This window comes from Aeromonas sp. SrichE-2G, from assembly GCF_017939565.1.
Taxonomy (GTDB): domain Bacteria; phylum Pseudomonadota; class Gammaproteobacteria; order Enterobacterales; family Aeromonadaceae; genus Aeromonas; species Aeromonas taiwanensis.
This window is the reverse complement of the sequence record NZ_JAGKRG010000006.1, coordinates 252623-276592: the sequence shown is the minus strand read 5'-3', so window position 1 is coordinate 276592 and position 23970 is coordinate 252623. Positions and strand designations below refer to the sequence as shown.

Genomic DNA, 23970 nt, shown 5'->3' with positions numbered 1-23970 from the left:
GGCCAGGCTCACTCCTCCAGCGCCACGAATTGCAGCTCCGGGGGAGAAGAGGTCAGCACGTCGGCGCAGTAATCCCAGGTCGAGATGCGGTAGTGCTGCAAGTCTTCATCCAGATGCAGGCCATCGGATTCCTGATGGAACCAGCTGGCGAAACGGGACGGGGTGATCAGCTGGATCTGCTCCTCGATGACGTGGCTGTCACGCCCTTCCGCCAGATCACAGTCCTCCATCACCCTCACCGCGAAGATGTGGCGGAAGCTGACCCGGCACATGGGCTGTGGCGGCAGGTCGATGCTGCGGGCGCGACCCAGCATGACGGTCAGGGTATCGCTCCAGATGTCCTGGTGCAGCTCGGCCACGACCAGGCCGGGGGGAAGCTGGCGAGCGGGGGCCCAGGGGATGGCCACCTGCCGAATGGCATTCTTCTGTTCTATATCCACCTCACTACAGCGCATGCCATATCCTGAGTGTATCTGAAACCAATTCCAATGAAGATGGCAAGAAAAAACCCGGCAGGTGCCGGGTTTCATTTGATTACTTAACGCGATTACTTGACGGCGTCTTTCAGCGCCTTGCCTGCCACAAAGGACGGCACATTGGCGGCTGCAATCTGGATCTCTTTGCCAGTCTGCGGGTTGCGACCGGTGCGGCCCGCGCGATGGTTGACCTTGAAGGTACCAAAACCCACCAACTGAACGGCATCGCCCTCTTTCAGGCTCTGGGTAATACCATTGATGATCTCTTCCAGAGCGACTTTGGCCTGAGCTTTGCTCAGGTCTGCTTTGGCGGCAATTGCATCGACAAGTTGAGCTTTGTTCATAACATTTCCTTTATGATCGGGCATTTAGCACCGGGCCACTCTATTCAAAAAAAAACACTCAGGCAAAGGCTTTATCAGCCGGATTGGCTTGAATGCTGGGGTTTTCATCAAGATCTGCGGAAATAGTCACATATCTCGTCCCTTTGCCTTCCAGATGGGTGACGGGACGCGAGAATCCGGCGGAGACTTGTATGCAGCCCCCTGCCTGATGTAACAATATCCCTACACTCCTATTGACGGTCAACAGTATTTTCCCTAGTTATAGGAGTGTCGTCAGTCGATGAGAATGACCGGAGGCGTGCGGCCAGGGTGTCGCAAGCCATGCCCATGGAGGGACTATGTTAACTGAACTGGAAAAAACCAAGCGCGCACTGGCAGGCAAGCACAGAGCGATAGACGACTGGCTGGATGCCAGGCAGGCGTTGCTGGTCGAGTACATGCGGCTCGCCGGGCTCATGCCGACCCGCGCCAAACAACGCTCCCTTCCCGGCCATGTCGAGCTGCAACGCTTCTGCGAACAGCTGGTCGACTACGTCAGCGCCGGTCATTTCGAGATCTACAACCACGTGGTCACCGCCTTCGAGCAGGCCAGCGGCGACAAGCTGGAACTGGCCAAGCGCATCTACCCCCACATTCGGGCCTGCACCGAGTTTGCACTGGAATTCAACGACAAGTACAGCAATGCCGACGAGGCCCAGCTGCTGCAACTCGACGAAGATCTGAATCAGCTGGGGCCCGTCCTGGAGGACAGGTTCAAGCAGGAAGACAGACTGGTCAAGGCGTTGCAGGTCGTCGAGTCCCTCAGTCATCAGCGGGTCTGATAGCCAATACCGGAGCCAGTTCAAGATCCTGATGTGCCAGCTGCATTACACTCTGGGACATGAACGACTAGCCCTGTGCTCGCACGCAGACCGGAGACGACCATGGCCGAGCGCCGCCACTTTACACGCATCTTCTATTTGACCGCCGCCAAGCTCACCCAGGGCGCGAACCAGTGGCACACCCAGCTGGTCGATATCTCCCTGCAGGGAGCCCTGCTGCTCAGGCCCGAGGAGTGGTCCCCCGGCGACGACAAGGAGTACGAGATCAGCTTCATGCTGGGGGGCAGCGACATCGAGATAAGGATGCAGGTCGAGCTGACCCACGTGGCCAGCAAGAAACTCGGCTTCTACTGCCACCACATCGACATCGACAGCGCGACCCATCTCAAGCGGATGATCGAGCTGAACATAGGGGAGGAGCAGCTGCTCTATCGCGAGCTGGAACAACTGCTGCAAGAGCACAGGGAGCACATTCCCCCGACCGCGCCCTGACAAGGGTCAGAGAACAAAAGGAGCGTCTCGACGCTCCTTTTGTTTTCCATCACTTTTTGCTTTGCCTCACAAAGCCTCGAGGGCATCGGAGAGCTTCTTCACCGGCACCACTTCCATCCCCTCGATGGGATGCTTGGGGGCATTGGCATGGGGCACTATGGCCCGGCGGAAGCCGTGCTTGGCCGCCTCCTGCAGCCGCTCCTGACCGGAGGGCACGGGCCGGATCTCGCCGGACAATCCTACCTCCCCAAAGACCACCAGATCCTTGGGCAGGGCCTGATCCCGGAAGCTGGAGACCATGGCCAGCAGCAGTGCCAGATCCGCGCTGGTCTCCTCGACCTTGACCCCGCCGACCACGTTGATGAAGACGTCCTGATCCGCCATCTGCAACCCGCCGTGGCGATGCAGCACCGCCAGCAGCATGGCGAGACGGTTGTGATCCATGCCCACCGCCACCCGGCGCGGATTGGAGAGCTGGGAGTAGTCCACCAGCGCCTGCAGCTCCACCAGCAGGGGACGGGTTCCCTCCCAGATCACCATGACGATGGATCCCGGAGCCTGCTCCTCCCCGCGGCTCAGGAAGATGGCGGAGGGGTTGCTCACCTCCTTCATTCCCTGCCCCGTCATGGCAAAGACGCCGAGCTCGTTGACCGCGCCGAAGCGGTTCTTGTGGGAACGCAGGGTCCGGAAACGGGAGTCATGCCCGCCATCCAGCAGCACGGAGCAGTCGATGCAGTGCTCCAGCACCTTGGGACCGGCCAGGGTACCGTCCTTGGTGACATGGCCCACCATGAAGATGGCCACGTGGTTCTGCTTGGCATAACGGGTCAGCAGGGCGGCCGCCTCCCGCACCTGGGAGACGGAGCCCGGCGCGGACTGCACGTCCGCCACGTGCATCACCTGGATGGAGTCGATGACCATGATCTGGGGCTGCTCCTGCTGGGCGATGAGGCAGATCTGCTCGACACTGGTCTCCGACAGCATGCGCAGCTTGTCGGTGGGCAGGCCCAGACGACTGGCACGCATGGCCACCTGCTGCAGCGACTCCTCGCCGGTGACATACAGGGTCTTCATGCGCTCCGCCAACCCGCACATGGTCTGCAGCAGCAGGGTCGACTTGCCCGCCCCGGGATTGCCGCCGATCAGGATGGCGGAACCGGGCACCACACCGCCGCCAAGCACCCTATCCAGTTCCTTGAATCCCGAGCTGAAGCGGGGGATCTCGGTCGTGGCGATCTCCGCCAGCGTCTGTACCTGACTGCCGATGGCACCGGCATAACCGGTATAGCGGGCGCTCTTGCCGGGGGTCGCAACCCCCAGTCTCACCTCGGTGATGGTGTTCCACTCCTTGCACTCGCCACACTGGCCTTGCCAGCGGCTGAAGGCGGCACCACATTCGGAACAAACATAGGCGGTTTTGTTTTTGGCCATGGATAACTCGGGGACAGGATGAATTCCTGCTTGATATACTGGTTTGCGACCGACAGATCAAACCCAGAATCGGAAAAGTGACTTTCCGCGGCAGGAATACATGGATTCAGAACAGCCCCTACACCTGATAGAACAACTCGTCCCCCTGCTTCGGGAAAAGGACTTCGACGACATCTTCAACCGCTTGACCCAGAACGAGAATACCAACAGTCGTTTCTTGCTGAAGATGGAGCTCAAGCGCAAGTGTACCCCCTGCCGCCGCGTGATCGACATGCGCAACGAGCTCGGTGCCCTCTGTCATGTCCACGAGTTCGACGGGGTGATCCACTTCATGCCTGCCGAGGCCATCGAGCTGTTTCAGTCCCAGTGCTACCTCTACCGGGACAGCTATACCCTGGGCGTCTACGAGACGCTGCAAGCCTGGTACAAGCTCAATCAGGGGCGCAGCGACAACCTCGCCCTGCCGCTCAACCCGGTTCGCTCCTTCGATGTCAGCGCCATACCCTTCGCCAGCCACTATGGCCGCCAGGAGGAGCGCATGCACTTCAGCTCCCCCATGGTGCTGCGCCTGGCCAGCGGGGAAAAACTGCAGGCCAAGAGCTCGGACATCTCCCTCGGCGGGATCCGGGTCTCGGTGCCCTATCTGCCCCAATACCAGAGCGGCGATCAGGTCGACGTCTTCTTCACCGGCCTGGAGCGTGAGCACCCCCACCCCATGCTGCGCCAGCCGATCGGCTACCAGATCCTGGGGGAGGAGCAGAAAGAGGGCAAATACTGGCTCCGCCTGCTCAAGAGCGGCGACACCCCCGCCTTCGACGATCTCCTGCGCGACTTCATCGAGCGCAACCGAAGCCGTTACCGGGTCAGCGTCGACTACCTGCTGTCGGCCGCCGTCATCAAGGGATATGAGCAGTTCTATCTGCCGCGCATGACGGGCATGCCGCTCTTCTTCGGCAAGGGCAGCACCCCGGCCCTCGAGATCGCCCTGCGCACCGAGAACAACCAGCACATCCTCGAGTACTGGCGCGACGCCAAGAACCGCGACATGCTCGCCACCCTGTTCACGGCGGCGCGGATGCCCTCCCTGCTGCCAGGCAAGGAGGGGCTGCGCGAAACCCTGATCTACAGCTTCACCCATTCGGTGCGCAGCCACCTCTACTTCTTCTCCGCCACCCGGGAGGAGCTGGAGCAGAGCGGGCTGACGGCCCTGTTCTTCCAGATAGGCTCCCGCCGCCCCAGCTGGCGGGTCTACAAGTTCAGCCTGGAGGCCTGCACGCTGCACGAGGCCGACCTCGACAGCCAGAAGGGCGGCGCAGGGCACCACCTGCAGGACATGCTGCTACGCGAGCGGCTCGCCCGCCTGGGCTATGTGGGCATGCTGCAGGAGATCGGGCTCGACACCCAGCGCGACGAATTCCAGTTCGACGCCAGCCAGATCCACAATGCCAACGCCTTGCAGCGCTTTGGCCACGACATTCATGCCGTCCCCTTCGAGACAGAGACGCTGCACTATGTGCAGCTGCGCAAGGAGGCCCGCTATGTACACAAGACGGCCATAGTGCTGCGCCACAAGGAGCGCGCCTGGGTCGGCTGGACTCGCGACATCTCGGCCCACGGCATGCAAATCGAGCTGGAGGAGCCCCTCGACGGGGAAAAGGGGGACATCATCCGGGTCGCCCTGCCCCGTTTGCAGGATCTCGCCAGGAACATGGATCTGCAGCACCTGCCCTATCGGCTGGTCAGCCTCAACCTGAGCCGTACCGTGCTGCACCTCTGCATCGAGGGGGAGGCGGAGCGCCACATCGGCCACCAGTTCTTCAGCCTGCTCATCGAGAGCAACCAGAACAAGCTCAAGACCACGGTGGAACACAAGCGCTATCGCGGCATGGCCCGTGCCCTGCGCAACCTCTATACCCATCACCTGTTCAATACCCCTATCTATGTGAACAAGCTCAAGGCGGCCCCCAGGCCGGCCGCAGCCGGCCTCTCTCCCCGGCCGCGCAGCCTCTCCCGGCTGCTGCGAAGCTGTGCCGAGCAAGAGGACCAGCTCAACCTCTACCCCCTTCTCCAGGGGGCGCTGCTCAAGACGCTGCTGCTCGACCCCCTGCGCACCATCGTTCGGGAAGACAAGCCGGAGGAGGAGGAGGTCTACATCGCCAACCTCCACTCACAGGGAGGCGCCCCCCTGTTTCGCAGCCACCTGGCCAGCAGTTTTGTGTCGGTGGAGCAGAAGCGCCACTTCATCGAGCTGGCCCTGCAACAGGGGGAGTTCTACTCGGTACTGGTCGGCATCTCCCGTACCGGCCGCCCGGATACCAGCTTCATCGCCAACGAGCTCGACTACATCGCCAAGTTCGCCATTCACAAGGCCAAGAAACTGGAGGAGGAGCTGTGGAGTGTCGTGGGGGTGGTTGAGCTGACCGACACCACCGAGGCTACCCTGTTCCGCCTCGGCATACCGTCAGTTACGCCTTAGCCGGTGGGGCCAGGCGCAACAACGAACAACGGGCACCAGGGGTGCCCGTTTTTTCGTGTATCACGCCGCCTGGGGATTGCGCAGCCAGGCGAGGATCTCGGGGAAGTGATCCTCCTGGGCCTGGGGCGCCGTCAGCATGTTGATGTGGTCGTAATCGAGCCGATTGCCGTTGTCCCGTCCGAGGCGGGTGTGCCGCACGGCCGAGCCCATCTCGTCGCTGAAGCGCCGCACGTCGACGGGATGGCCCAGCACCTTGTCGGCCTTGGCCGAGATCATCCAGAGCGGTGGCCAGTTGACCCCGGCCGCCGCCTCGTCATAGGCAAAACCATCGAACGGATCCCGCCAGGGGCCGCACTTCACCCAGGGAATGGTCTCCTGCAGATAGCGCAGGGGCTCGTCGTCGGCCCCGATCTTCAACCTGCGAGCAGCCAGGAAGCCGCTGTGTCGTGCCAACCAGGGGGCCAGGCGGTTCCAGATCAGGTCCACCTTCAACCAGCGCTCCGGGCTCTGTACCGAGACTCCCCGCTTGGTGCCGAAGAACACCAGGCTCGCGATTTCGTCCGCCAGCGCGGGGAAGCGCACCAGGGTGGACGCCATGATGACCCCGCCCCAGGAGTGGGCCATCCAGTGCACTCGGGCACCGGCATGGCGGGCAGACACCCAGCGCTGCAGGGCGGGCAGATCCTCGGTGATGAGCTCATGCTGGCCGTGACCGGCCCGCTCGGCGATGGCCGGGGTGCTCTGCCCCCGGCCACGCAGGTCCGCCACATAGACCTGATAGCCGTGCCGTGCCAGGAAGCAGGCCAGCCCCTTGCCGGATTCGGTGTAGAAGATGCGGCCGTTCTCGATGGCGCCGTGCACCATCAGAATGGGATCCGCGTGCACGGCGACACCGGGCTGGATATGGCGTACGTGCAGCCGGTGTTCGCCGCAGGGGACGAACAGGGATTGTTGCAACAGTTCCATCTTGTTCTCGGCTCCTCCTTGAGCAGACTCAGCCCCAGCGCAGATCTCGGCAGGCGAGCGCACCGAGCAGACAGAGCACCCCTTCCAGATCGTGGTGATTGAGGGTCGCCGCCGCCTGGGCGCGCACCAGGGGTTTGGCGTGGATGGCGATGCCAAGACCGGCCACCCCCATCATCTTGAGATCGTTGGCGCCATCGCCGACGGCCACCGTCTGTGCGGCGGGGATCCCGTGCTCCTCGGCCATGCGCTGCAGCACCTCGGCCTTGACGGCGGCATCGACGATGGCGCCGCTCACCTGGCCAGTCAGCAAGCCCCCTTCCACCGCCAGCTCATTGGCGAAGATGGCGTCCAGACCCAGTGCCCGCTGCAATGCCCCGGCAAAACGGGTGAAGCCGCCCGATGCGATGGCCACCTTCCAGCCGGCCTCTTTGAGGGTATCGACCATCAGCTGCAGGCCCGGCATCCAGGGCATGTCGGCCGCCACCTCGTCGAGGATGGTGACAGGCGCCCCTTCCAGCAGGGCGACTCTGGCCCGCAGGCTGTCGGCGAACTCCAGCTTGCCCTGCATGGCAGCCGCCGTGACGGCCGCCACCTGCTCGCCGACGCCAGCCAGCCGTGCGATCTCGTCGATGCATTCGATCCGGATGGCGGTGGAATCCATGTCCATCACCAGCAGGCCTGGCTCACTCAGGGTGGGCAGGGCGGCCAGATGGCAGAGATCGATGTCCCACTCCTGACTCTTCAGGGCCTGCACCAGCTCGGGAGAGAAACGGTCCGTCCCGAGCAGCAGCACGGGAATGCCGGCCTGCCCCCCCACGGGATAGAGGCTCGCCGCCATGTCATGACTGGCCAGCAGGCTGGCCAGGCGGGCCAGATGACCGGCCTCCAGCCCCTTGCCAAACAGAACGAGCCAGGCGCCGTCATGGGCACTGGCCGCCGGCAGCAAGGCTTCGGGAGTGAGCTGCCAGCAGGGGGCGCTGCACAGGGCGGTGGACCAGTCATGCAGGGAACGGGGGAGTTGGGACAACAACATAAGAGAGACGCCTTCCTTGGAAATCATGGGGTTCAACATGCCGACCCAGAGTAGCGTATTGCTTTTTGTACAGGCAAGCGCCAAGATCCCGCGTGCCGGGCGGGCAAGCCGTCCGCCTTCCTAGTTCATCCATCACCAGAGGCCTGCGCCGTGCGTCACCTTCCCATCAAACGAGTCATCAGCCTGGCGGCGGGGATCCTGCTCGGTCTCTGGGTGCTGGTGCTGCTCATTCACATGCAGGGAGAGAGTCAGGCCGCGCTGCACAGTGCGGCGCGGGAGCGGGCCCAGGCACTGGTCGCCTATGCCGCCCGGGACATGAGGCGCTGGATCAAGGAAGACAAGGAGAGCGAGCTGGAGCGGCTGGCCCAGGATCTGGCTGCCGAGCCCGACATCCTGGATGTCACCCTGTATGACGCCCGCGGCATTCCCCTCGCCCAGTCGGACAAGGCCGTGCCCCTGGACAGCCTGCTGCCCATCGGCACCGACAACAAGTCCCTGCCGGAACAGGGCAAGGGACGCGTCCAGTTCGTGCAGGAGATCCTGGAGGGGAACCTGACCCTGGGCTACCTGAGGATCACCCTGGAAGAGCAGAAGCTGCTGGCTGCGCAGGATACCCACCTCAAGGTGAATCAGGAGAAGCAGCGCCTGATGCTGCTCGTCATGCTGCTTGCCGGCCTGCTCATCTCCTACGGGGTGCGCCGCAACTACGTGCGGGTTCGCAAGCACAAGAAGCAGAGCAAGCCGGTCACGCCGCAAGAAGGGGGGTAGATCGCACCAGCCCGCTTGTATATAACTCTGACAGGATGACTGGCAGGAGAGCCACATGATTGCCCCCCCCTTGCCGCTGGACGAGCACAGCAGACTGGAGCGACTGCGCGTCCTCGGCCTGCTCGACCGCGAGCCCATCGACCAGCTGGATCGCCTCACCCGGCTCATCACCCGCCATTTCTCGCTGCCCATCGCCATGGTCTCCCTGACCGACGTGAACCGGCAGTGGTTTCTCGCCCGCACCGGGGTCGCACTGTGCGAGATCAGCCGGGAACACTCCTTCTGCGGCCACGCCATCCTGCGCCCCGACATCATGCAGGTGCCGGATGCCAGGCTTGACCCGCGCTTTGCCGACAACCCGCTGGTGACGGACGAGCCCCGCGTGGTCTTCTATGCGGGCCGACCGCTGCGGGCACTGGATGGCGTGGTGCTCGGTACCCTCTGCCTGGTGGATCATGCACCGCGCCACCTCGACGAGGAAGATTGCCGCGATCTCGACGACTTCGGCCGCCTGGTGGAGAGCACACTGCACGATCTGGAGCGGCGCCATCAGGTACGCAGCCTCAACCAGGTGCTGGAGGACAAGGACCACCTCTTCACCCTCACCTTCAATCAGGCGTCGGTGGGCATGGCCCTTTCTTCGGTCGAAGGACGGTGGCTGCGAGCCAACCCGGGGCTGGAACGGCTGCTCGGATACAGCGAACAGGAGATGCTCAGCCGCACCTGGCATGCCATGACCCACCCCGAGGATCTGCCGAGGGAGCTCGCCCTGTTCACTGCACTCCTCGCAGGGCAGCGCCAGGACTATCGCCTGGAGAAGCGGATGATCCGGGCCGATGGCAGCCTCTGCTGGGTGCAGCTCAGCGTGACCCTGTGCCAGAACCATACCATGGCCCCTCACCTGATCGCCGTGTTCGCCGACCTCACGGAGCGCAAGCAGGTCGAAGCCGAGCTGCTGCAACTGCAGCAGGGGCTCGAGCAGCAGGTGCGCGAGCGCACCCGCGAGCTGTCGAGCACGGTGGAGCAGCTGCATCGCGAGATGCAGGAGCGCGGCACCGTGCAGCAGCGCCTGTGGCAGGAGCAGCGCCGGCTGCAACACATGCTGGAGCACACCAGCAACGCCTTCCTCGAACTCGACGAGACGCTGGTCATCACCGGCTGGAACCCGGCCTCCACCACCCTGCTCGGCTGGCATCCCGAGGAGATGCTGGGGCGCCCCCTGCCCGCCCTGCTCGGCAACGAGCACCCTCTGCTGGCTCAGTTGACCCATTCCCAGACCACGCCTCGCCGTCTCGAGTGCGACATAGGTACCCGCGCCGGCCGCCACATCCCGGTCGAGGTGATCGCCGAGCGCTACCAGTTCGACGGCAAGGTACGCCTCGCCCTGTTCCTGCACGACATCAGCGCACGGCGCCAGGTGCTGGCCGAAATCGAGCGCGGGCGAGCCCGGCTGCGGGCCATCACCGACGGCCTGCCGGTCACCATCAGCATGGTCTCCCCCGAGGGGCGCTACCTGTTTGCCAACCAGGCCTACTGCCGCTACTTCGGGCTGGATCCCGAGCGGATGCGGGAGATGAGCGTGCGGGACGTCATCGGCGAGGAGGCCTATGATCGGGCCATCACTCACCTGGAACGGGCCGTGGCGGGCGAGCAGGTGAGCTTCGAGAACCGTTTCGAACTGCCCATCGGGCGCCGCGACCTCAGGATCACCATGATCCCGAGTCGTGGCGACGAGCCCGGGGTCTACATCCTCGGCAGCGACATCACCGAGTACAAGGCACTGCAAGACCAGCTGGAGCACGAGGCGGCCCATGACCCCCTCACCGGCCTGCCCAACCGGCGCGCCTTCACCCTGCGCCTCTCCCGTGAGCTGGAACGGGTGCATCAGAATGCCGAGCCCCTGGGCCTGCTGTTCCTCGACCTCGACGGCTTCAAGGGGATCAATGATCGCCTCGGCCACCACGTCGGCGATGCCCTGTTGCAACGCTTCGCCGAGGTGCTCGCGGCCGAGGTGCGCCCTGGTGACATGGTGGCGCGCCTCGCCGGTGACGAGTTCACCATCATACTACCCGCCCTGCGCCAGCCAGAGCTGGAGCTGCCCGCCCTGTGCGAGCGCCTGCTGGCAGCCATGGCCGTGCCCGCCGACGTGGCCGGCCACCCGCTGCCCCTCGCCGGCAGCATAGGTGGCGCCCTCTGCCGTTCCGGCCAGTACTGCCACATCGACGATCTGCTGCACCGGGCCGACAGCGCCATGTACCGGGCCAAGCTGGCTGGCAAGGGGCGCTTTGCCCTCGATCTGTGGCCGACACGCCAGGGCGCTGACTGAGAGACATCAAGAAACAGGGAGGCGTGATGCCTCCCTGCTCGTTTCCCCGCCCCGAGATTTTCTCAGTCCGAGACGATCTCCCAGGAACCGTCCGCATTCTGGCACGCGGTACCGAACGCATCTTCCTTCTTGCCCCCCACATTGACGGTCTGCTGGAATTCACGGCAGTAACGACCGTTGTTGCTGGTGCCTTCCCGCACCGCCGTCACCGAACCGTTGGCATTGCCGTCGCTCCAGGTGATGGGATCGTTCAGGGGCGCCGTGGTTGCCCTGACCTGGGCGCTCTCGTGTTCACGCTGCTGCGCTTCATTCAGGTTGTCGAGGATCTTCAGGGTGATGGCGGTGAAGGCCAGCCACTTCCAGGCATCATTGTCGTCGTAGTAGTTGCCATAGCCCCCGTACCAGTGGCCATAGGGGCGCACCACCACCACGTCGTGATAGACCCGGCGCCGGTTGGGGGGAACGACGATGTGGTTGTGCCGATTGTTGATGACCACGTTATTGCCATGGATGTCGCGACTGTTGTCAAACTTGCGGTGATCGTCGATGTGACGGTTCTTGATCTGGTTGCCATCCACATGACGATTCTGAACATGCAGCTGACGGTCGCTCGAGTGAACCGGACGGGTCGCCTTGTCCCGCGCCCGCACGTTGCCCCAGCCCTCCTTGAACTTGACCGACTCCCGGTTGACCTGGCGCGGCGCGGTATGCTGGCGCACCGCCTTGGGCTGGACCGGTTTGTGCTGCACCGGCCTGTGCTGTGGGACCCTGTATTGCGTCGCCCTCTGCTGGAGCCTGCCCTCCGCCGCCGCCACCTCCTGCCAGCCCATGGGCACCAGCAGGATGAGCAGCAACGGGGTCAAAATAGGTATTCGTTTCATGGTGTCAGCCTCGTGAGGAGTTGCCCGAAAGTATAGACAGCGCTACTTGTCTGCCACGGACTCTCACGAGGAATAAAAAAACGGCGACCCGAGGTCGCCGTTTTGCGTGAATACCGATGTGGCGGGATCAGTTGTCGCCCAGCAGCACGGAGTCCAGCGCGATTTCGATCATGTCGTTGAAGGTCAGCTGACGCTCTTCGGAGGTGGTCTGCTCACCGGTACGGATATGGTCGGAAACGGTGCAGATGGTCAGCGCCTTGGCACCGTACTCGGCGGCCACGCCGTAGATACCGGCGGCTTCCATCTCGACACCCAGGATGCCGTACTTTTCCATGACGTCGAACATGGAGGGATCCGGGGTGTAGAACAGGTCGGCGGAGAAGATGTTGCCCACGCGCACGGCGACGCCCTTGTTCTTGGCGGCTTGCACGGCATTGGCCACCAGGTCGAAGTCGGCGATGGCGGCGAAGTCGTGATCCTTGAAGCGCAGACGGTTCACCTTGGAGTCGGTGCAGGCACCCATGCCGATCACCACGTCACGCAGTTTCACGTCTTCACGCACGGCACCGCAGGAACCCACGCGGATCAGGGTCTTCACGCCGTAGTCGGTGATCAGCTCTTTTGCGTAGATGGAGCAGGACGGGATGCCCATGCCGTGGCCCATGACGGAGATGCGACGGCCCTTGTAGGTACCGGTGAAGCCGTACATGTTGCGCACGTCGCACACCTGCTCGACGTTCTCTAGGAAGGTCTCGGCGATGTACTTGGCACGCAGGGGGTCACCCGGCATCAGCACGGTATCAGCAAAGGCGCCATCTTTCGCATTGATATGAGGAGTTGCCATTCTCTTTATTCCTTCACACTAGGTTGAGTTTTATTGTCTTTATTGGGTTGCCCGCCACCTCGCGGCGGCGGGCCGGTACATTACAGGAAACTGGTGCCGTATTGCAGCTTGGGCAAACCGTGGTACGCCGCGATGCTCTGACCGATGTCGGCAAAGGTCTCGCGACGACCGACGGAGCCCGCCTTGACCGGCTTGCCGTAGAACAGCACCGGAATGTATTCGCGGGTGTGGTCCGTGCCGCTCCAGGTCGGGTCGCAGCCGTGGTCGGCGGTCAGCACCACCACATCGCCCTCCTGCATCACCTCGAACAGCTCAGGCAGACGGGAGTCGAAGTACTCCAGCGCATCGGCGTAGCCCTTCACGTCACGGCGGTGGCCGTAGGAGGAGTCGAAGTCCACGAAGTTGGTGAAGACGATGGTGTTGTCACCAGCGGCTTTCACCTCTTCCAGGGTTCTGTCCCACAGCTCGGCCAGACCGGTGCCTTTCACCTGCTTGGTGATGCCCTGCTGGGCATAGATGTCGGCAATCTTGCCGATGGAGACCACCTGGCCGCCCGCGTCCTTCATGTAGTCCAGCACGGTCGGCGCCGGCGGCAGCACAGAGTAGTCGTGACGGTTGCCGGTGCGCTTGAAGTCGCCTTTGCCACTGCCCACGAACGGACGCGCGATGACGCGGCCGATGTTGTAGGGCTCCAGCAGCTCGCGCACGATGTGGCACAGCTCATAGAGCTTCTCGAGGCCGTAGGTCTCTTCGTGGCAGGCGATCTGGAACACGGAGTCGGCAGAGGTGTAGAGGATCGGCTTGCCGGTGCGCATGTGCTCTTCGCCCAGATCGTCCAGCACCTGGGTGCCGGAGGCGTGGCAGTTGCCGAGGTAGCCCGGCAGGCCAGCCTTCTCGACGATGGCGTCCAGCAGCTCCTGCGGGAAGCTGTTGTGGTGATCGTGGAAATAGCCCCACTCGAACAGCACGGGCACACCGGCGATCTCCCAGTGGCCGGACGGGGTGTCCTTGCCGGAGGAGAGCTCCTGGGCGAAGCCATAGGCGCCGATCACCTCGATCTCTTTCTTCAGGCCGGCCGGGAAGACGCCGCTGGCGAGCTCGCCCGCGTGGCCCAGTCCCAGCTTGTTGAGGTTCGGCAGGTTGAGAGCGCCACGGCCCTCGATCTCGCCGGCGGCGCAGGCCTTGGCGATATGGCCAAGGGTATTGGCGCCCACATCTCCGAACTTGTCGGCATCGGCGGCAGCGCCGATACCGAAAGAGTCCATCATCAGAATAAAGGTACGTTTCATGGGACTTCCCCTTGTTACAAATCAGCCAGACCGATGCGACGGTAGACCTCGGGCAGCGCCTCTGGTCGGGTGTCACCGATCTTGACGGCAGCCTGCACCATGCGGGCGGCCTCGGCAAATTGAGCTTCTGTCTGAGCGTGGATCAGGGCGAGCGGCTTGTCAGCCTCGACGCTCTGCCCCAGGCGGATAAAGTCGGTCAGGCCGACTGCGTAATCGAGCTTGTCGCCGGCGGCGCGACGACCACCCCCCATGGCGACCACGGCCAGGCCCAGTTCACGGGTATCCATGGCGGTGACGAAACCGGCGTTGGCCGCGTACACCGGGCGTACGATGGCAGCCTTGGGCAGGTAGGCGTCGTAGCGCTCCATGAAGTCGGCGGGGCCACCGAGGCCGGTCACCATGCGACCGAAGATCTCGGCCGCCTTGCCGGTGTCCAGCACGGCCTGCAGCTTGGCACGGGCCTCTTGCTCATCGCGGGCCAGACCGGCGGAGATCAGCATCTCGGCACACAGGGCCATGGTCACTTCGTGGATACGCGGGTTGCGGTATTCACCGGTCAGGTAGCGCACCGCTTCGCGCACTTCCACCGCGTTGCCGGCACTGGAGGCCAGCACCTGGTTCATGTCGGTCAGGAGCGCAGAGGTGCGGCAGCCAGCACCGTTGGCCACAGCGACTATGCTCTTGGCCAGCTCCTCGGATGCTTCAAACGTCGGCATAAAGGCGCCGGAGCCAACCTTGACGTCCATCACCAGCGCTTCGAGCCCGGAGGCCAGCTTCTTGGAGAGGATGGAGCCGGTGATCATGGCGATGGATTCGACGGTGGCCGTGATGTCGCGCACCGCATAGATGCGCTTGTCGGCCGGGGCGAGATCACCGGTCTGACCGATGATGGCGACACCCGCCTCTTTCACCACTTTCAGGAAGCGGTCGTTGTCTACCGAGGTCTGGTAGCCGGGAATGGCATCCAGCTTGTCCAGGGTACCGCCGGTGTGACCCAGGCCACGGCCGGAGATCATCGGCACGAAACCGCCGCAGGCGGCGACCATGGGGCCCAGCATCAGGGAGACAACGTCACCCACGCCACCGGTGGAGTGCTTGTCGACAATGGGGCCACCCAGATTGAGGTGGTCCCAGGTCAGCACCATGCCGGAGTCACGCATGGCGCAGGTCAGGGCAACCCGTTCATCCATGGTCATGTCTTTGAAGTAGACCGCCATCGCCAGGGCCGCAATCTGCCCCTCGCCGATGGTGTTGTTGGTAATGCCCTGAACGAAGAATTGAATCTCTTGGGTACTGAGCGCTTCACCGTTGCGCTTCTTGCGAATGATTTCTTGAGGCAAAAACATCTTTCATTCCCTCCGTGCGTCACGCACAAACACAGACCGAACAGGATCCGGAGAGGGGGCGGCACACCGCCCCCTGCCGTCGCTTAGTAACCGCTGGTGTTGGCCGGCTTGTCGCCGTGCCCCAGGGTTGCCAGCAGGCTCGCCAGCAGGCTGGAGGCGCCGAAGCGGAAGGTGCGGGCGGATACCCAGTCTTTGCCCAGGATCTCTTCGGCCATGGCCAGATATTGGCCGGCAACGGCGGCGTCTTTCACGCCACCTGCGGGCTTGAAGCCGACGCTCGGGTTCTTGGCCTTGATCACTTCCATCATGATTCTGGCCGCTTCCGGGGTCGCGTTCACCGGCACCTTGCCGGTGGAGGTCTTGATGAAATCAGCACCGGCGTCGATGGAGATCTCGGAGGCGCGGCGGATCAGCGCTTCTTCTTTCAGCTCGCCGGTCTCGATGATCACCTTCAGCAGCACCTTGGCGCCACAGGCTTCCTTACAAGCTTTGACCAGATCGAAGCCGACCTGTTCATTGCCAGCCATGAAGGCACGGTACGGGAAGACCACGTCCACTTCGTCGGCACCATAGGCCACGGCGGCGCGGGTCTCGGCCACGGCGATCTCGATGTCGTCGTTGCCGTGGGGGAAGTTGGTCACGGTCGCAATACGCACGTCGGCAGCACCGATGTCACGCAGGGTCTTGCGCGCGATGGGGATGAAACGGGGATAGATGCAGACGGCGGCGGTCAGGCCGGCCGGAGACTTGGCCTTGTGGCACAGGTCGATCACCTTCTGATCGGTGTCATCATCGTTCAGGGTGGTCAGGTCCATCAGGTTCAGGGCGCGTTGGGCGGCCAATTTCAGATCAGTCATGCTATGTCTCCAAAGTCTTGATAAGCCCCGTCCCTCCACGATCGACCGTCACCGGACACCAAGGTCGGCAAGGAGCGATCCCGGCGCAACGGGATATGGAATTGCAGCGCAAGTGCACAGGCAATACGGCTGCAAATTAGGCAAGAGCCCTGTCACTTTCTTACAAAAGTGCGGACTTGGTTCCATGAAGACTTGAGAAAGGCAGACAAGGTCTGACCCGACTTCCCAATCAATTCCATTTGACCGCCAACACCCGGATGCACCGGGCATTAGTCAATGCCAGCACCCTGCTGGCATCGCCTATTTCAGCCGAGATACCCCGTGTTTGCAAGCCGGATTTGCCAATTTCAGAGGTATCTCACATCCGGCAAACCCAGCACTGACAGGTGCTTACGAGAAGAAGCGGGTCAGGATCCAGGAGTAGGCAATCCCCCCCAGATACACCCCCACAATCCCCATTACCCCGGACAGTACGGGGGGCGCCGGGATCGGCAACTTGAGGAAAGAAAACAACACCCCAACGATAAAGCCGGCGGCCATTGCCAGTAGCACTTCGTTCATAGAACCTCCGATTTGACTCATTTTATTATTAGTCTAGAAAGGAAAACGGTTGTCACCGCCCCAAACGAGAACGCCACAGCTTTTCGCTGTGGCGTTCGTCTTTACCCTGACTGTCAGGCGATATTACATGCCGGACAGCGCCAGGAAGAAGCCTGCGATGGTCGCAGACATCAGGTTGGACAGAGAACCTGCCAGTACCGCCTTCAGACCGAACTTGGCGATGGTGCCGCGACGGTTCGGTGCCATGGAACCCAGACCACCGAGCAGAATGGCGACGGAGGACAGGTTGGCGAAGCCACACAGGGCGAAGGAGATGATGGCCTTGGTGTGCTCGGACATGGCCACGCCATTGATCAGCACTTCGTCCTTCAGATAGGGGGCAAAGTTCAGGTAAGCCACGAACTCGTTGACGACCAGCTTCTGACCGATGAAGGAACCGGCAACGACGGCTTCACTCCAGGGCACACCGATCAGGAAGGCCAGCGGGGAGAACAGCCAGCCCAGCAGCAGTTCCAGTGAGAGCTGCGGATAACCGAACCAGCCACCCACACCGGAGAAGATGCCGTTGATCATGGCGATCAGGCCGATGAAGGCCAGCAGCATGGCGCCGACGTTCAGGGCCAGCTGCAGACCGGCGGAAGCACCGGCGGCGGCGGCGTCGATGACGTTGGCCGGCTTGTCATCCAGCTCGCTCTCGGCGCTGCTCTCGTCGTAGCTCGGGGTCTCGGTTTCCGGTACCAGCAGCTTGGCGAACAGCAGACCACCCGGTGCAGCCATGAAGGAGGCCGCGATCAGGTATTCCATCTTGACGCCCATGGAGGCGTAACCGGCCAGCACGGAACCGGCAACGGAGGCCAGGCCACCACACATGACGGCGAACAGCTCGGAGTCGGTCATCTTGGAGATGAAGGGACGCACCACCAGCGGCGCTTCGGTCTGACCGACGAAGATGTTGGCAGTCGCGGACAGGGATTCAGTACGGGAAGTGCCCAGTACTTTCTGCAGGCCACCGCCCAGCAGTTTGATCACCCACTGCATGATGCCGAGGTAGTAGAGCACCGCGATCAGGGAGGAGAAGAAGATGATAACGGGCAGGACGCGGAAGGCGAAGACGAAGCCACCGCCACCGAACACTTCAAACATCTTGTTGCCGACCAGACCACCAAACAGGAACTCGATGCCGTTCTGGCCATAGCCGATGACGCTGGAAACGGCGTCAGATACACCCACCAGGATGTCGCGACCAACCGGGACATACAGCACGAAAGCACCCAGGCCGGCCTGAATGGCAAAGGCGCCGCCTACGGTACGTATTTTGATTGCCTTGCGGTTGCTGGAGAACAGCACCGCAATCAGGATGAGCGTCGCCATCCCTACCAGACCCATTATCAGATTCATTATTAATACTTCCTCTTTAGTAGCACCTGCCAGCTTGTTAACGATTTGTGTATTGAAGCCGCTAATCAAGGGTGCGCATTATACTAATTACGGTGCGACAAAATAGAATACTGGTCACATTTTATAAGCCGGAAACGGACCGGACATCGTTTAATTAGACCGAAAACGATTTTTATGGGTTTGGTTTTTTACCACACCGGCATCAATAGTTAATCATATGTTAATTTGGCGATTTTTCAGCAGGAACAGTTTTTGGGTGGATTCATGTAACACCGAAATAACATCTGCCAGCGGCTGCTGGCGCAACTGCGCCAGCAAGGCGGCGATCTCCGGCAGGCTGGCCGGGGTATTTGTCTCCCCCTGTCGTCCCTGGAGCGGCATGTCGGGGGCATCGGTCTCCAGCAGCAGGGCCTCCAGCGGCATGGCTCGCACTGCTTCCCTTGTCTTGTTGGCTCTCTCATAACTGATGACCCCCCCTATCCCCAGCCGAAACCCCAGCTGCCAGAAGGCCTCAGCCTGCTGAAGGGAGCCGCTGAAGGCATGAATGACGCCCCCTTGCGCCGGTTTGAAGCGCCGCAGGATCCTGGCAACCGTGTCGTTGGCACGCACCGAGTGAACGATGAGGGGCAGTTCATGGGCCATGGCCAACCTCACCTGCGCCTCGAATGCCTCGACCTGCCCTTCCTGAGGTACCTGGCTGCGCAGATCCAGTCCGCACTCGCCCACCGCCACCAGTCCCCGGGGCCGGCTTGCCAGCAGGGCGGCCAGCCTGTCCAGCGCCCCCTCCGTCTGGGCCCCCACGTACCAGGGGTGGATCCCCAGGCCATAACGGATACTGTCGTGGCTCCCTGCCAATGCCATCACCCTGGCCCAGTTCTCTTCCCCCACGGCGGGGATGATGTACTCGCCCACCCCCAGCTGGTTCCACTGATTCAGCAATGCCTCACGCTCGGCATCGAAGACGGGAAAATCCAGGTGGCAGTGGGTATCTATCAGTTTCATGTCGTGCTTACCTGTCGGTCGTACTCAATGGGGGCATCTCATGCCACAACGCATCTCCCGCAGCCTCATGCCGGAACTTGTCATGCCGGTACCGGGGATCCTGGCTGTTCCCCCTCCCCGCGTCATCAACGGCCAGAACGATGCCCTCAAAAGCCATTTCTCGGTGACGGCGGGCAGCTCGCCCATGCCGGCCGAGCTGGTACAGGTGAAGGAGGAACCGCTGTCCTTCTATCACTTTAGCGCCAGGGGCACGCAGAACCTCGACATCAACGGCATCATTGGTGCCGTGACCCGCCAGTATCCGTGAGTGACGCCTCCTCCCTTTGCTTTGGCGCCTGCTCATCCTGCTCGCGGCGCACCGGTGTGCAGCAGCGCCGGTTCTCAGGAGTGAGTCCCCACTCCTCGCACCAGGCATCGTAACGAGCGAGCCAACGCAGCAATATCCCCTTCATGAACGCCTCCTTGTTTCGATTGCTTCCTGACACAGCCTGCCCCAGACGCGTTCCCCGTGCCAGCGTCACGGGGCCAGCGGCGTCATGCCTCGTCCAGCGGCAGCAACAGGCCCATGGTGATCTCGTCCACATAGCCCTCGTCCAGTCGATACGCCTGCCGTCTCAGACCCTCGATATCCGAGGGGCGCTCCCCCGCCTCATAGAGCATGAAGCGGGTCTCCCCATCCAGTTGCCGGAAGAAGTGATCCAGGGCGGCGGCATCCTCCACCCCGGCCAAACGAATGCTCATATCGGGCCTCCTGCCGATCGACCCCGGGCCGACCATAAAAAAACGACTCCATTTGGAGTCGTTTTTATCAGAGCCATCTGGCTAATGCCATGCCTCCATGGCGAGGCTGCCTCCCAGCCAGGCCTGATCAGCCTTGCGCCGGCAGGCTCAGACGGGCGACCGCCTCGACGTGCATGGAGTGCGGGAACATGTCCACCGGCTGCACCTCGTCCAGCACGAAGCCCTGCTTGACCAGCCAGGCGAGATCCCGGGCCAGGGTCTGGGGGTTACAGGAGACATAGACCAGCCGGCGCGGCGCCATGGCCACCAGGGTCTGCAGCACCGCCTTGTCGCAACCCTTGCGGGGCGGGTCCATTACCACCACATCGGCGCTCACCCCGTCGGCATGCAGCACGGGCATCAGCTGCTCGGCCTTACCTACGTGGAACTCGGTGTGCTCGATGCCGTTGAGAGCCGCATTGCGGCGGGCATCGCTGATGGCGCTCTCCACCGACTCGATCCCCACCACCTTGGCGGCCTTGCCTGCCAGGAAGAGGGAGATGGTGCCGATGCCGCAATAGATGTCGAACACCGTCTCGCTGCCGGTCAGCTCGCAATACTCCAGCGCCTTGGAATAGAGCACGTCGGTCTGGCTCGGGTTGTTCTGGAAGAAGGAGAGCGGCGAGATCTCGAACTCGAGGTCGTGGATCTTGTCGCGGATCACCCCGTCCCCCAGCAGCACCCGGTTGGTCGCGCCCAGAATGCGGTTGGTACGCTCGTCATTGACGTTCTGCACCAGGGTGGTGATGGGCAGATCGCTCAGGGCGGCCAGCAGCTCCGCCTCGAACGGCAGCTCCTCACCAAGGGTCACCAGCACAACCATCAGCTCGCCACTCTTGAAACCCTTGCGGGTCATCAGGTTGCGCACGCAGCCGGTGTGGTTGACCTCGTCATAGGCCGCGATGTCGTGCGCACGCATCCACTGGCGCACCCGGGCATTCAGCTCCACATGGAGCGGATCCTGCACCGCACAGTCGTCGGCGGTGATGAGATCGTGGGAGTGCTTGCGATAGAAGCCGATCTCGGCCCCCGCCTCGCTGCCGCGCACGGCGTACTGGGCCTTGTTGCGATAGGCGAACGGGCTCTCCATGCCGAGGATGGGGTTGACCGGGGTCTCACCCAGACCAGCCTGCTCGAGCGCCTGCTGCACCAAGGCCTGCTTGAGGGCGAGCTGGGCCGGATAGGCTAGCGGGCGCACCTGGCAGCCGCCGCATTCGGTGTTGGGGCAAAAATCGGCGACCCTGTCGGCAGACGGCTGGGTCAGCTCCACCAGCTTGCCGTGCAGGTAGTTGGGCTTGACCTCGGTCAACTCGACCAGCGCCTGCTCACCGGGCAGCAGACCCTCGACAAACAGGGGGCGATCGAACAGGCGCCCCTTGCCATCCCCCTTGTCGGTCAGTTCCAGAATATCGATCTGATGTTGGTGTCCCACTAACGGCATGAGCGGCTCCGAAGGCGTAAAAGAAGGGGGCGACGGGGCGGATCCGGCGGCCCCGAATAAAGGGTGGCAGAGTTTAGCGAAGATCTGCCCAAAATGCAGGCACAAAACCGCCTCGTCAGGCAAATATCGGCGGGAACTGCTCCCCTGGCCCCGATGGCGACTCGTTGCCGCCATAAAAAAACCGCCGGACGGTGCCGGCGGTCTCTCATCAAGGCTCACAGGATCACAGGCTGTAGGCTTTCTCGCCATGGCTGGTCACGTCCAGCCCTTCCCGCTCTGCATCTTCTTTCACCCGCAGACCGATCAGCAGGTCTACCAGCTTGTAGGCCACTGCCGAGACCAGCGCGGTCCAGACCACAGTCACCAGCACGCCGATGACCTGCACCTTCACCTGGGCCAGGATGGAGTAACCTTCGGCCACCTGGTTGGTCACATAGTCCCACACCCCGGTGCCACCGAGATCCGGGCTGGCGAACACGCCGGTCAGCACGGCCCCCAGGATCCCGCACACTCCGTGCAGGCCGAACACGTCCAGGCTGTCATCGGCCCCCAGCAGGCGCTTGAGACCGTGTACGCCCCACAGACCGGCAACGCCGCTCAGCAGGCCGATGATAAGGGCGCCGCCCACACCGACGAAGCCGGCTGCGGGGGTGATGGCGACCAGCCCAGCCACGGCACCGGAGACCGCCCCCAGCAGGGAGGGGCGCCCCTTCATCGCCCACTCGGCAAAGGTCCAGGAGAGCGCGGCACTGGCCGGTGCGATCCAGGTGTTGGCGAAGGCCAGGGCCGCCGTGCCGTTGGCTTCCAGGGAGGATCCGGCGTTGAAACCGAACCAGCCGAACCAGAGCAGGGCGCCGCCGATCATGGTCATGGTCAGGCTGTGGGGCGTCATAGGGTCACGACCGTACCCAACCCGCTTGCCGACCATGAAGGCCCCCACCAGGCCGGCCACCGCCGCGTTGATGTGCACCACGGTGCCGCCCGCGAAATCCAGGGCGCCGTGCTGGAACAGATAACCCGCGGTGGCGCCAGCCGCCTCGGCAGCGGCGGCATCCGTGTAGGCATCCGGGCCGGCCCAGTACCACACCATGTGCGCCATCGGAATGTAGGCGAAGGTGAACCAGATCACCGAGAACAGCAGTACGGCAGAGAACTTCATCCGTTCGGCGAAACCACCGACGATGAGCCCGCAGGTGATGGCAGCAAAGGCCCCCTGGAACACCACATAGATGAACTCGCTGATCCCCACCCCCTTGTTGAAGGTGGCGGCGATGGAATCCGGCGTCACCCCGGCCAGCAGCACCTTGTCAAAGGAGCCGTAGAAGGCGCCGCCCTCGGTAAAGGCCAGTGAATAACCGTAGATCACCCAGAGAACGGTGATGAGACAGAACAGGGTGAAGACCTGCATCAGCACGCTCAGCATATTCTTGGCGCGCACCAGACCGCCATAGAAGAGGGCGAGCCCGGGAACGGACATCAGGATCACCAGAGCCGCCGCCACCATCAGCCAGGTATTGTCCCCCTTGTTGATGGTCACGGTTGCCGCCTGTACCACATCGGCCTGCGCGGCCACCTCTTCGGCCCAGCCAGGGGCGGCCATGGTGGCGCTCAACGCCAGCAGGCCAGTCATTACGAGTCTCTTGAACATACAGCCCTCTCCTTGTCGTCCCGGCATCCGGGTCCATTTCCTGATTTGAATTCCATTCCTGATCATCACCCGTCCTGTTCATTCCGCTTGCCAGGTACCACCCGGGGATGAGGTCGCAGACTTGTGATGGCGACATGACATGGGCAAAAGCATAAAGCAGGCCAACAAAAATTCTCATTTAAATTCAATTTCTTATATCTAAATGATGACTTTAATGCACCAGATTGGCGCACCATGCCCCGCAACGGAGGGAAAATCGCACTTTGGCTGTGCATCGCAGGAAGAGTGCACCAGGATGACTCAATCCCCCGGGGAAAGTGTCATCCCTGGATATGGGACAGGGGCATGCCCCACGCCTTGCATATCACCAGGACGCGAAGCTGATGCCCCATTGTCGCGGCACAAGGTTGGGAGGAAGTGAGGAGCGGGATGGTCGGGCAAGTCGTCATCCACTTGCCCAGGTCATGAAGAGCGGGAATGTGGTGACATAAGATGGGGTACACCCGGCCACACAGGCCAAGTCGAACGGGGATGCAGACGCCTCGGGAGGATGGTCTTCCACCCCTGGATGGAATGAAATGGGCAGCCGCCCATGGTGTGGCGCCAGAAAAACATAAGGCCACCCGCTTGGGTGGCCTTATGTCATTGAATTTGTTGATGGTGCCCGGGGTCGGACTCGAACCGACACGTATTGCTACGGCGGATTTTGAATCCGCTGCGTCTACCGATTTCGCCACCCGGGCAACTGCGAGGGATTATACGAATGGCGTTTGGGCATGCAAGGTGTTTT

Annotated in this window: 23 protein-coding genes and 1 tRNA gene; 6 read left to right on the top strand and 18 right to left on the bottom strand. The window is 62.5% G+C overall.

Annotation, left to right across the window (positions count from 1 at the left end):
* Nucleotides 1-8: 8 nt before the first annotated feature.
* Together J9885_RS11185 and hupA are read right to left on the bottom strand one after the other, a co-directional pair.
* Nucleotides 9-434 carry a hypothetical protein gene (locus J9885_RS11185; RefSeq protein ID WP_134694892.1) on the bottom strand — a complete coding sequence of 142 codons (426 nt, stop codon included), beginning with the start codon at nt 432-434 and terminating at the stop codon, nt 9-11.
* Nucleotides 435-547: 113 nt separating this feature from the next.
* The gene (gene hupA, locus J9885_RS11180) at nt 548-820 is read right to left on the bottom strand and encodes a nucleoid-associated protein HU-alpha (protein ID WP_005305063.1); all 273 of its coding nucleotides are present in this window, start codon (nt 818-820) and stop codon (nt 548-550) included.
* A 338-nt stretch (nt 821-1158) separates the two neighbouring features.
* Between hupA and J9885_RS11175 the strand changes: the two genes are divergently transcribed.
* Together J9885_RS11175 and J9885_RS11170 are read left to right on the top strand one after the other, a co-directional pair.
* Nucleotides 1159-1641, top strand: a complete 483-nt coding sequence (locus J9885_RS11175; protein ID WP_043757493.1) for an Rsd/AlgQ family anti-sigma factor — start codon at nt 1159-1161, stop codon at nt 1639-1641.
* A gap of 102 nt (nt 1642-1743) precedes the next feature.
* Nucleotides 1744-2133: a PilZ domain-containing protein gene (locus tag J9885_RS11170; RefSeq protein ID WP_210549472.1), complete on the top strand. Its 390-nt coding sequence runs from the start codon at nt 1744-1746 to the stop codon at nt 2131-2133.
* Nucleotides 2134-2199: 66 nt separating this feature from the next.
* On the opposite strand, the gene radA is transcribed toward J9885_RS11170, so the two are convergent.
* On the bottom strand, nt 2200-3564 hold the full coding sequence (gene radA / locus J9885_RS11165; RefSeq protein ID WP_043757488.1) for a DNA repair protein RadA: 1365 nt from the start codon (nt 3562-3564) through the stop codon (nt 2200-2202).
* Between the two features lie 100 nt (nt 3565-3664).
* Here radA and J9885_RS11160 point away from each other — a divergent pair, with 100 nt between their 5' ends.
* On the top strand, nt 3665-6040 hold the full coding sequence (locus tag J9885_RS11160) for a PilZ domain-containing protein (RefSeq protein WP_210549471.1): 2376 nt from the start codon (nt 3665-3667) through the stop codon (nt 6038-6040).
* Between the two features lie 60 nt (nt 6041-6100).
* Here J9885_RS11160 and J9885_RS11155 read toward each other — a convergent pair whose 3' ends face one another.
* Complete coding sequence (locus tag J9885_RS11155) at nt 6101-7006, bottom strand: alpha/beta fold hydrolase (protein WP_043757482.1); 906 nt, start codon at nt 7004-7006, stop codon at nt 6101-6103.
* Nucleotides 7007-7034: 28 nt separating this feature from the next.
* Entirely contained in the window at nt 7035-8039 is a 1005-nt protein-coding gene (gene serB / locus J9885_RS11150; RefSeq protein WP_210549470.1) for a phosphoserine phosphatase SerB, read from the bottom strand.
* A 150-nt stretch (nt 8040-8189) separates the two neighbouring features.
* Here serB and J9885_RS11145 point away from each other — a divergent pair, with 150 nt between their 5' ends.
* Nucleotides 8190-8807, top strand: a complete 618-nt coding sequence (locus tag J9885_RS11145) for an AhpA/YtjB family protein (protein WP_043757478.1) — start codon at nt 8190-8192, stop codon at nt 8805-8807.
* A 55-nt stretch (nt 8808-8862) separates the two neighbouring features.
* Nucleotides 8863-11133 (top strand): PAS domain S-box protein, encoded by a 2271-nt coding sequence (locus J9885_RS11140; protein WP_210549469.1) that lies wholly within the window; start codon nt 8863-8865, stop codon nt 11131-11133.
* Between the two features lie 62 nt (nt 11134-11195).
* Here J9885_RS11140 and J9885_RS11135 read toward each other — a convergent pair whose 3' ends face one another.
* From J9885_RS11135 to J9885_RS11100, 8 genes are all read right to left on the bottom strand, one after another.
* The gene (locus J9885_RS11135) at nt 11196-12014 is read right to left on the bottom strand and encodes an RT0821/Lpp0805 family surface protein (RefSeq protein WP_246876909.1); all 819 of its coding nucleotides are present in this window, start codon (nt 12012-12014) and stop codon (nt 11196-11198) included.
* Nucleotides 12015-12141: 127 nt separating this feature from the next.
* The gene (deoD, locus tag J9885_RS11130) at nt 12142-12858 is read right to left on the bottom strand and encodes a purine-nucleoside phosphorylase (RefSeq protein WP_043757474.1); all 717 of its coding nucleotides are present in this window, start codon (nt 12856-12858) and stop codon (nt 12142-12144) included.
* 80 nt (nt 12859-12938) lie between these two features.
* Nucleotides 12939-14147, bottom strand: a complete 1209-nt coding sequence (locus J9885_RS11125; protein WP_210549468.1) for a phosphopentomutase — start codon at nt 14145-14147, stop codon at nt 12939-12941.
* A gap of 14 nt (nt 14148-14161) precedes the next feature.
* A complete protein-coding gene (gene deoA / locus J9885_RS11120) occupies nt 14162-15493 on the bottom strand; it encodes a thymidine phosphorylase (protein ID WP_210549467.1) in 1332 nt (443 codons plus the stop codon).
* Between the two features lie 83 nt (nt 15494-15576).
* Nucleotides 15577-16350, bottom strand: coding sequence for a deoxyribose-phosphate aldolase (gene deoC / locus J9885_RS11115; RefSeq protein WP_043757466.1), 774 nt, complete (start codon nt 16348-16350; stop codon nt 15577-15579).
* 390 nt (nt 16351-16740) lie between these two features.
* A complete protein-coding gene (locus J9885_RS11110) occupies nt 16741-16911 on the bottom strand; it encodes a DUF1427 family protein (protein ID WP_010673027.1) in 171 nt (56 codons plus the stop codon).
* Nucleotides 16912-17034: 123 nt separating this feature from the next.
* Nucleotides 17035-18309 (bottom strand): NupC/NupG family nucleoside CNT transporter, encoded by a 1275-nt coding sequence (locus tag J9885_RS11105; protein WP_043757461.1) that lies wholly within the window; start codon nt 18307-18309, stop codon nt 17035-17037.
* A gap of 213 nt (nt 18310-18522) precedes the next feature.
* On the bottom strand, nt 18523-19311 hold the full coding sequence (locus J9885_RS11100; RefSeq protein WP_210549466.1) for a TatD family hydrolase: 789 nt from the start codon (nt 19309-19311) through the stop codon (nt 18523-18525).
* A 40-nt stretch (nt 19312-19351) separates the two neighbouring features.
* Between J9885_RS11100 and J9885_RS11095 the strand changes: the two genes are divergently transcribed.
* Nucleotides 19352-19618 carry a hypothetical protein gene (locus tag J9885_RS11095; RefSeq protein WP_210549465.1) on the top strand — a complete coding sequence of 89 codons (267 nt, stop codon included), beginning with the start codon at nt 19352-19354 and terminating at the stop codon, nt 19616-19618.
* Here the strand turns inward: J9885_RS11095 and J9885_RS20170 are convergent.
* The 5 genes from J9885_RS20170 to J9885_RS11075 all read right to left on the bottom strand — a co-directional run bounded on the left by J9885_RS20170 (nt 19587) and on the right by J9885_RS11075 (nt 23923).
* Nucleotides 19587-19763, bottom strand: a complete 177-nt coding sequence (locus J9885_RS20170; protein ID WP_345739272.1) for a DUF5363 family protein — start codon at nt 19761-19763, stop codon at nt 19587-19589. The genes J9885_RS11095 and J9885_RS20170 overlap by 32 nt on opposite strands.
* 82 nt (nt 19764-19845) lie before the next feature.
* Nucleotides 19846-20052, bottom strand: coding sequence for a hypothetical protein (locus tag J9885_RS11090; protein WP_210549464.1), 207 nt, complete (start codon nt 20050-20052; stop codon nt 19846-19848).
* Between the two features lie 127 nt (nt 20053-20179).
* The gene (rlmD, locus tag J9885_RS11085) at nt 20180-21532 is read right to left on the bottom strand and encodes a 23S rRNA (uracil(1939)-C(5))-methyltransferase RlmD (protein WP_210549463.1); all 1353 of its coding nucleotides are present in this window, start codon (nt 21530-21532) and stop codon (nt 20180-20182) included.
* Nucleotides 21533-21755: 223 nt separating this feature from the next.
* Nucleotides 21756-23180 carry an ammonium transporter gene (gene amt / locus J9885_RS11080; protein WP_043757450.1) on the bottom strand — a complete coding sequence of 475 codons (1425 nt, stop codon included), beginning with the start codon at nt 23178-23180 and terminating at the stop codon, nt 21756-21758.
* 658 nt (nt 23181-23838) lie between these two features.
* Nucleotides 23839-23923: transfer RNA gene (locus tag J9885_RS11075), tRNA-Leu, on the bottom strand.
* Between the last annotated feature and the right edge of the window lie 47 nt (nt 23924-23970).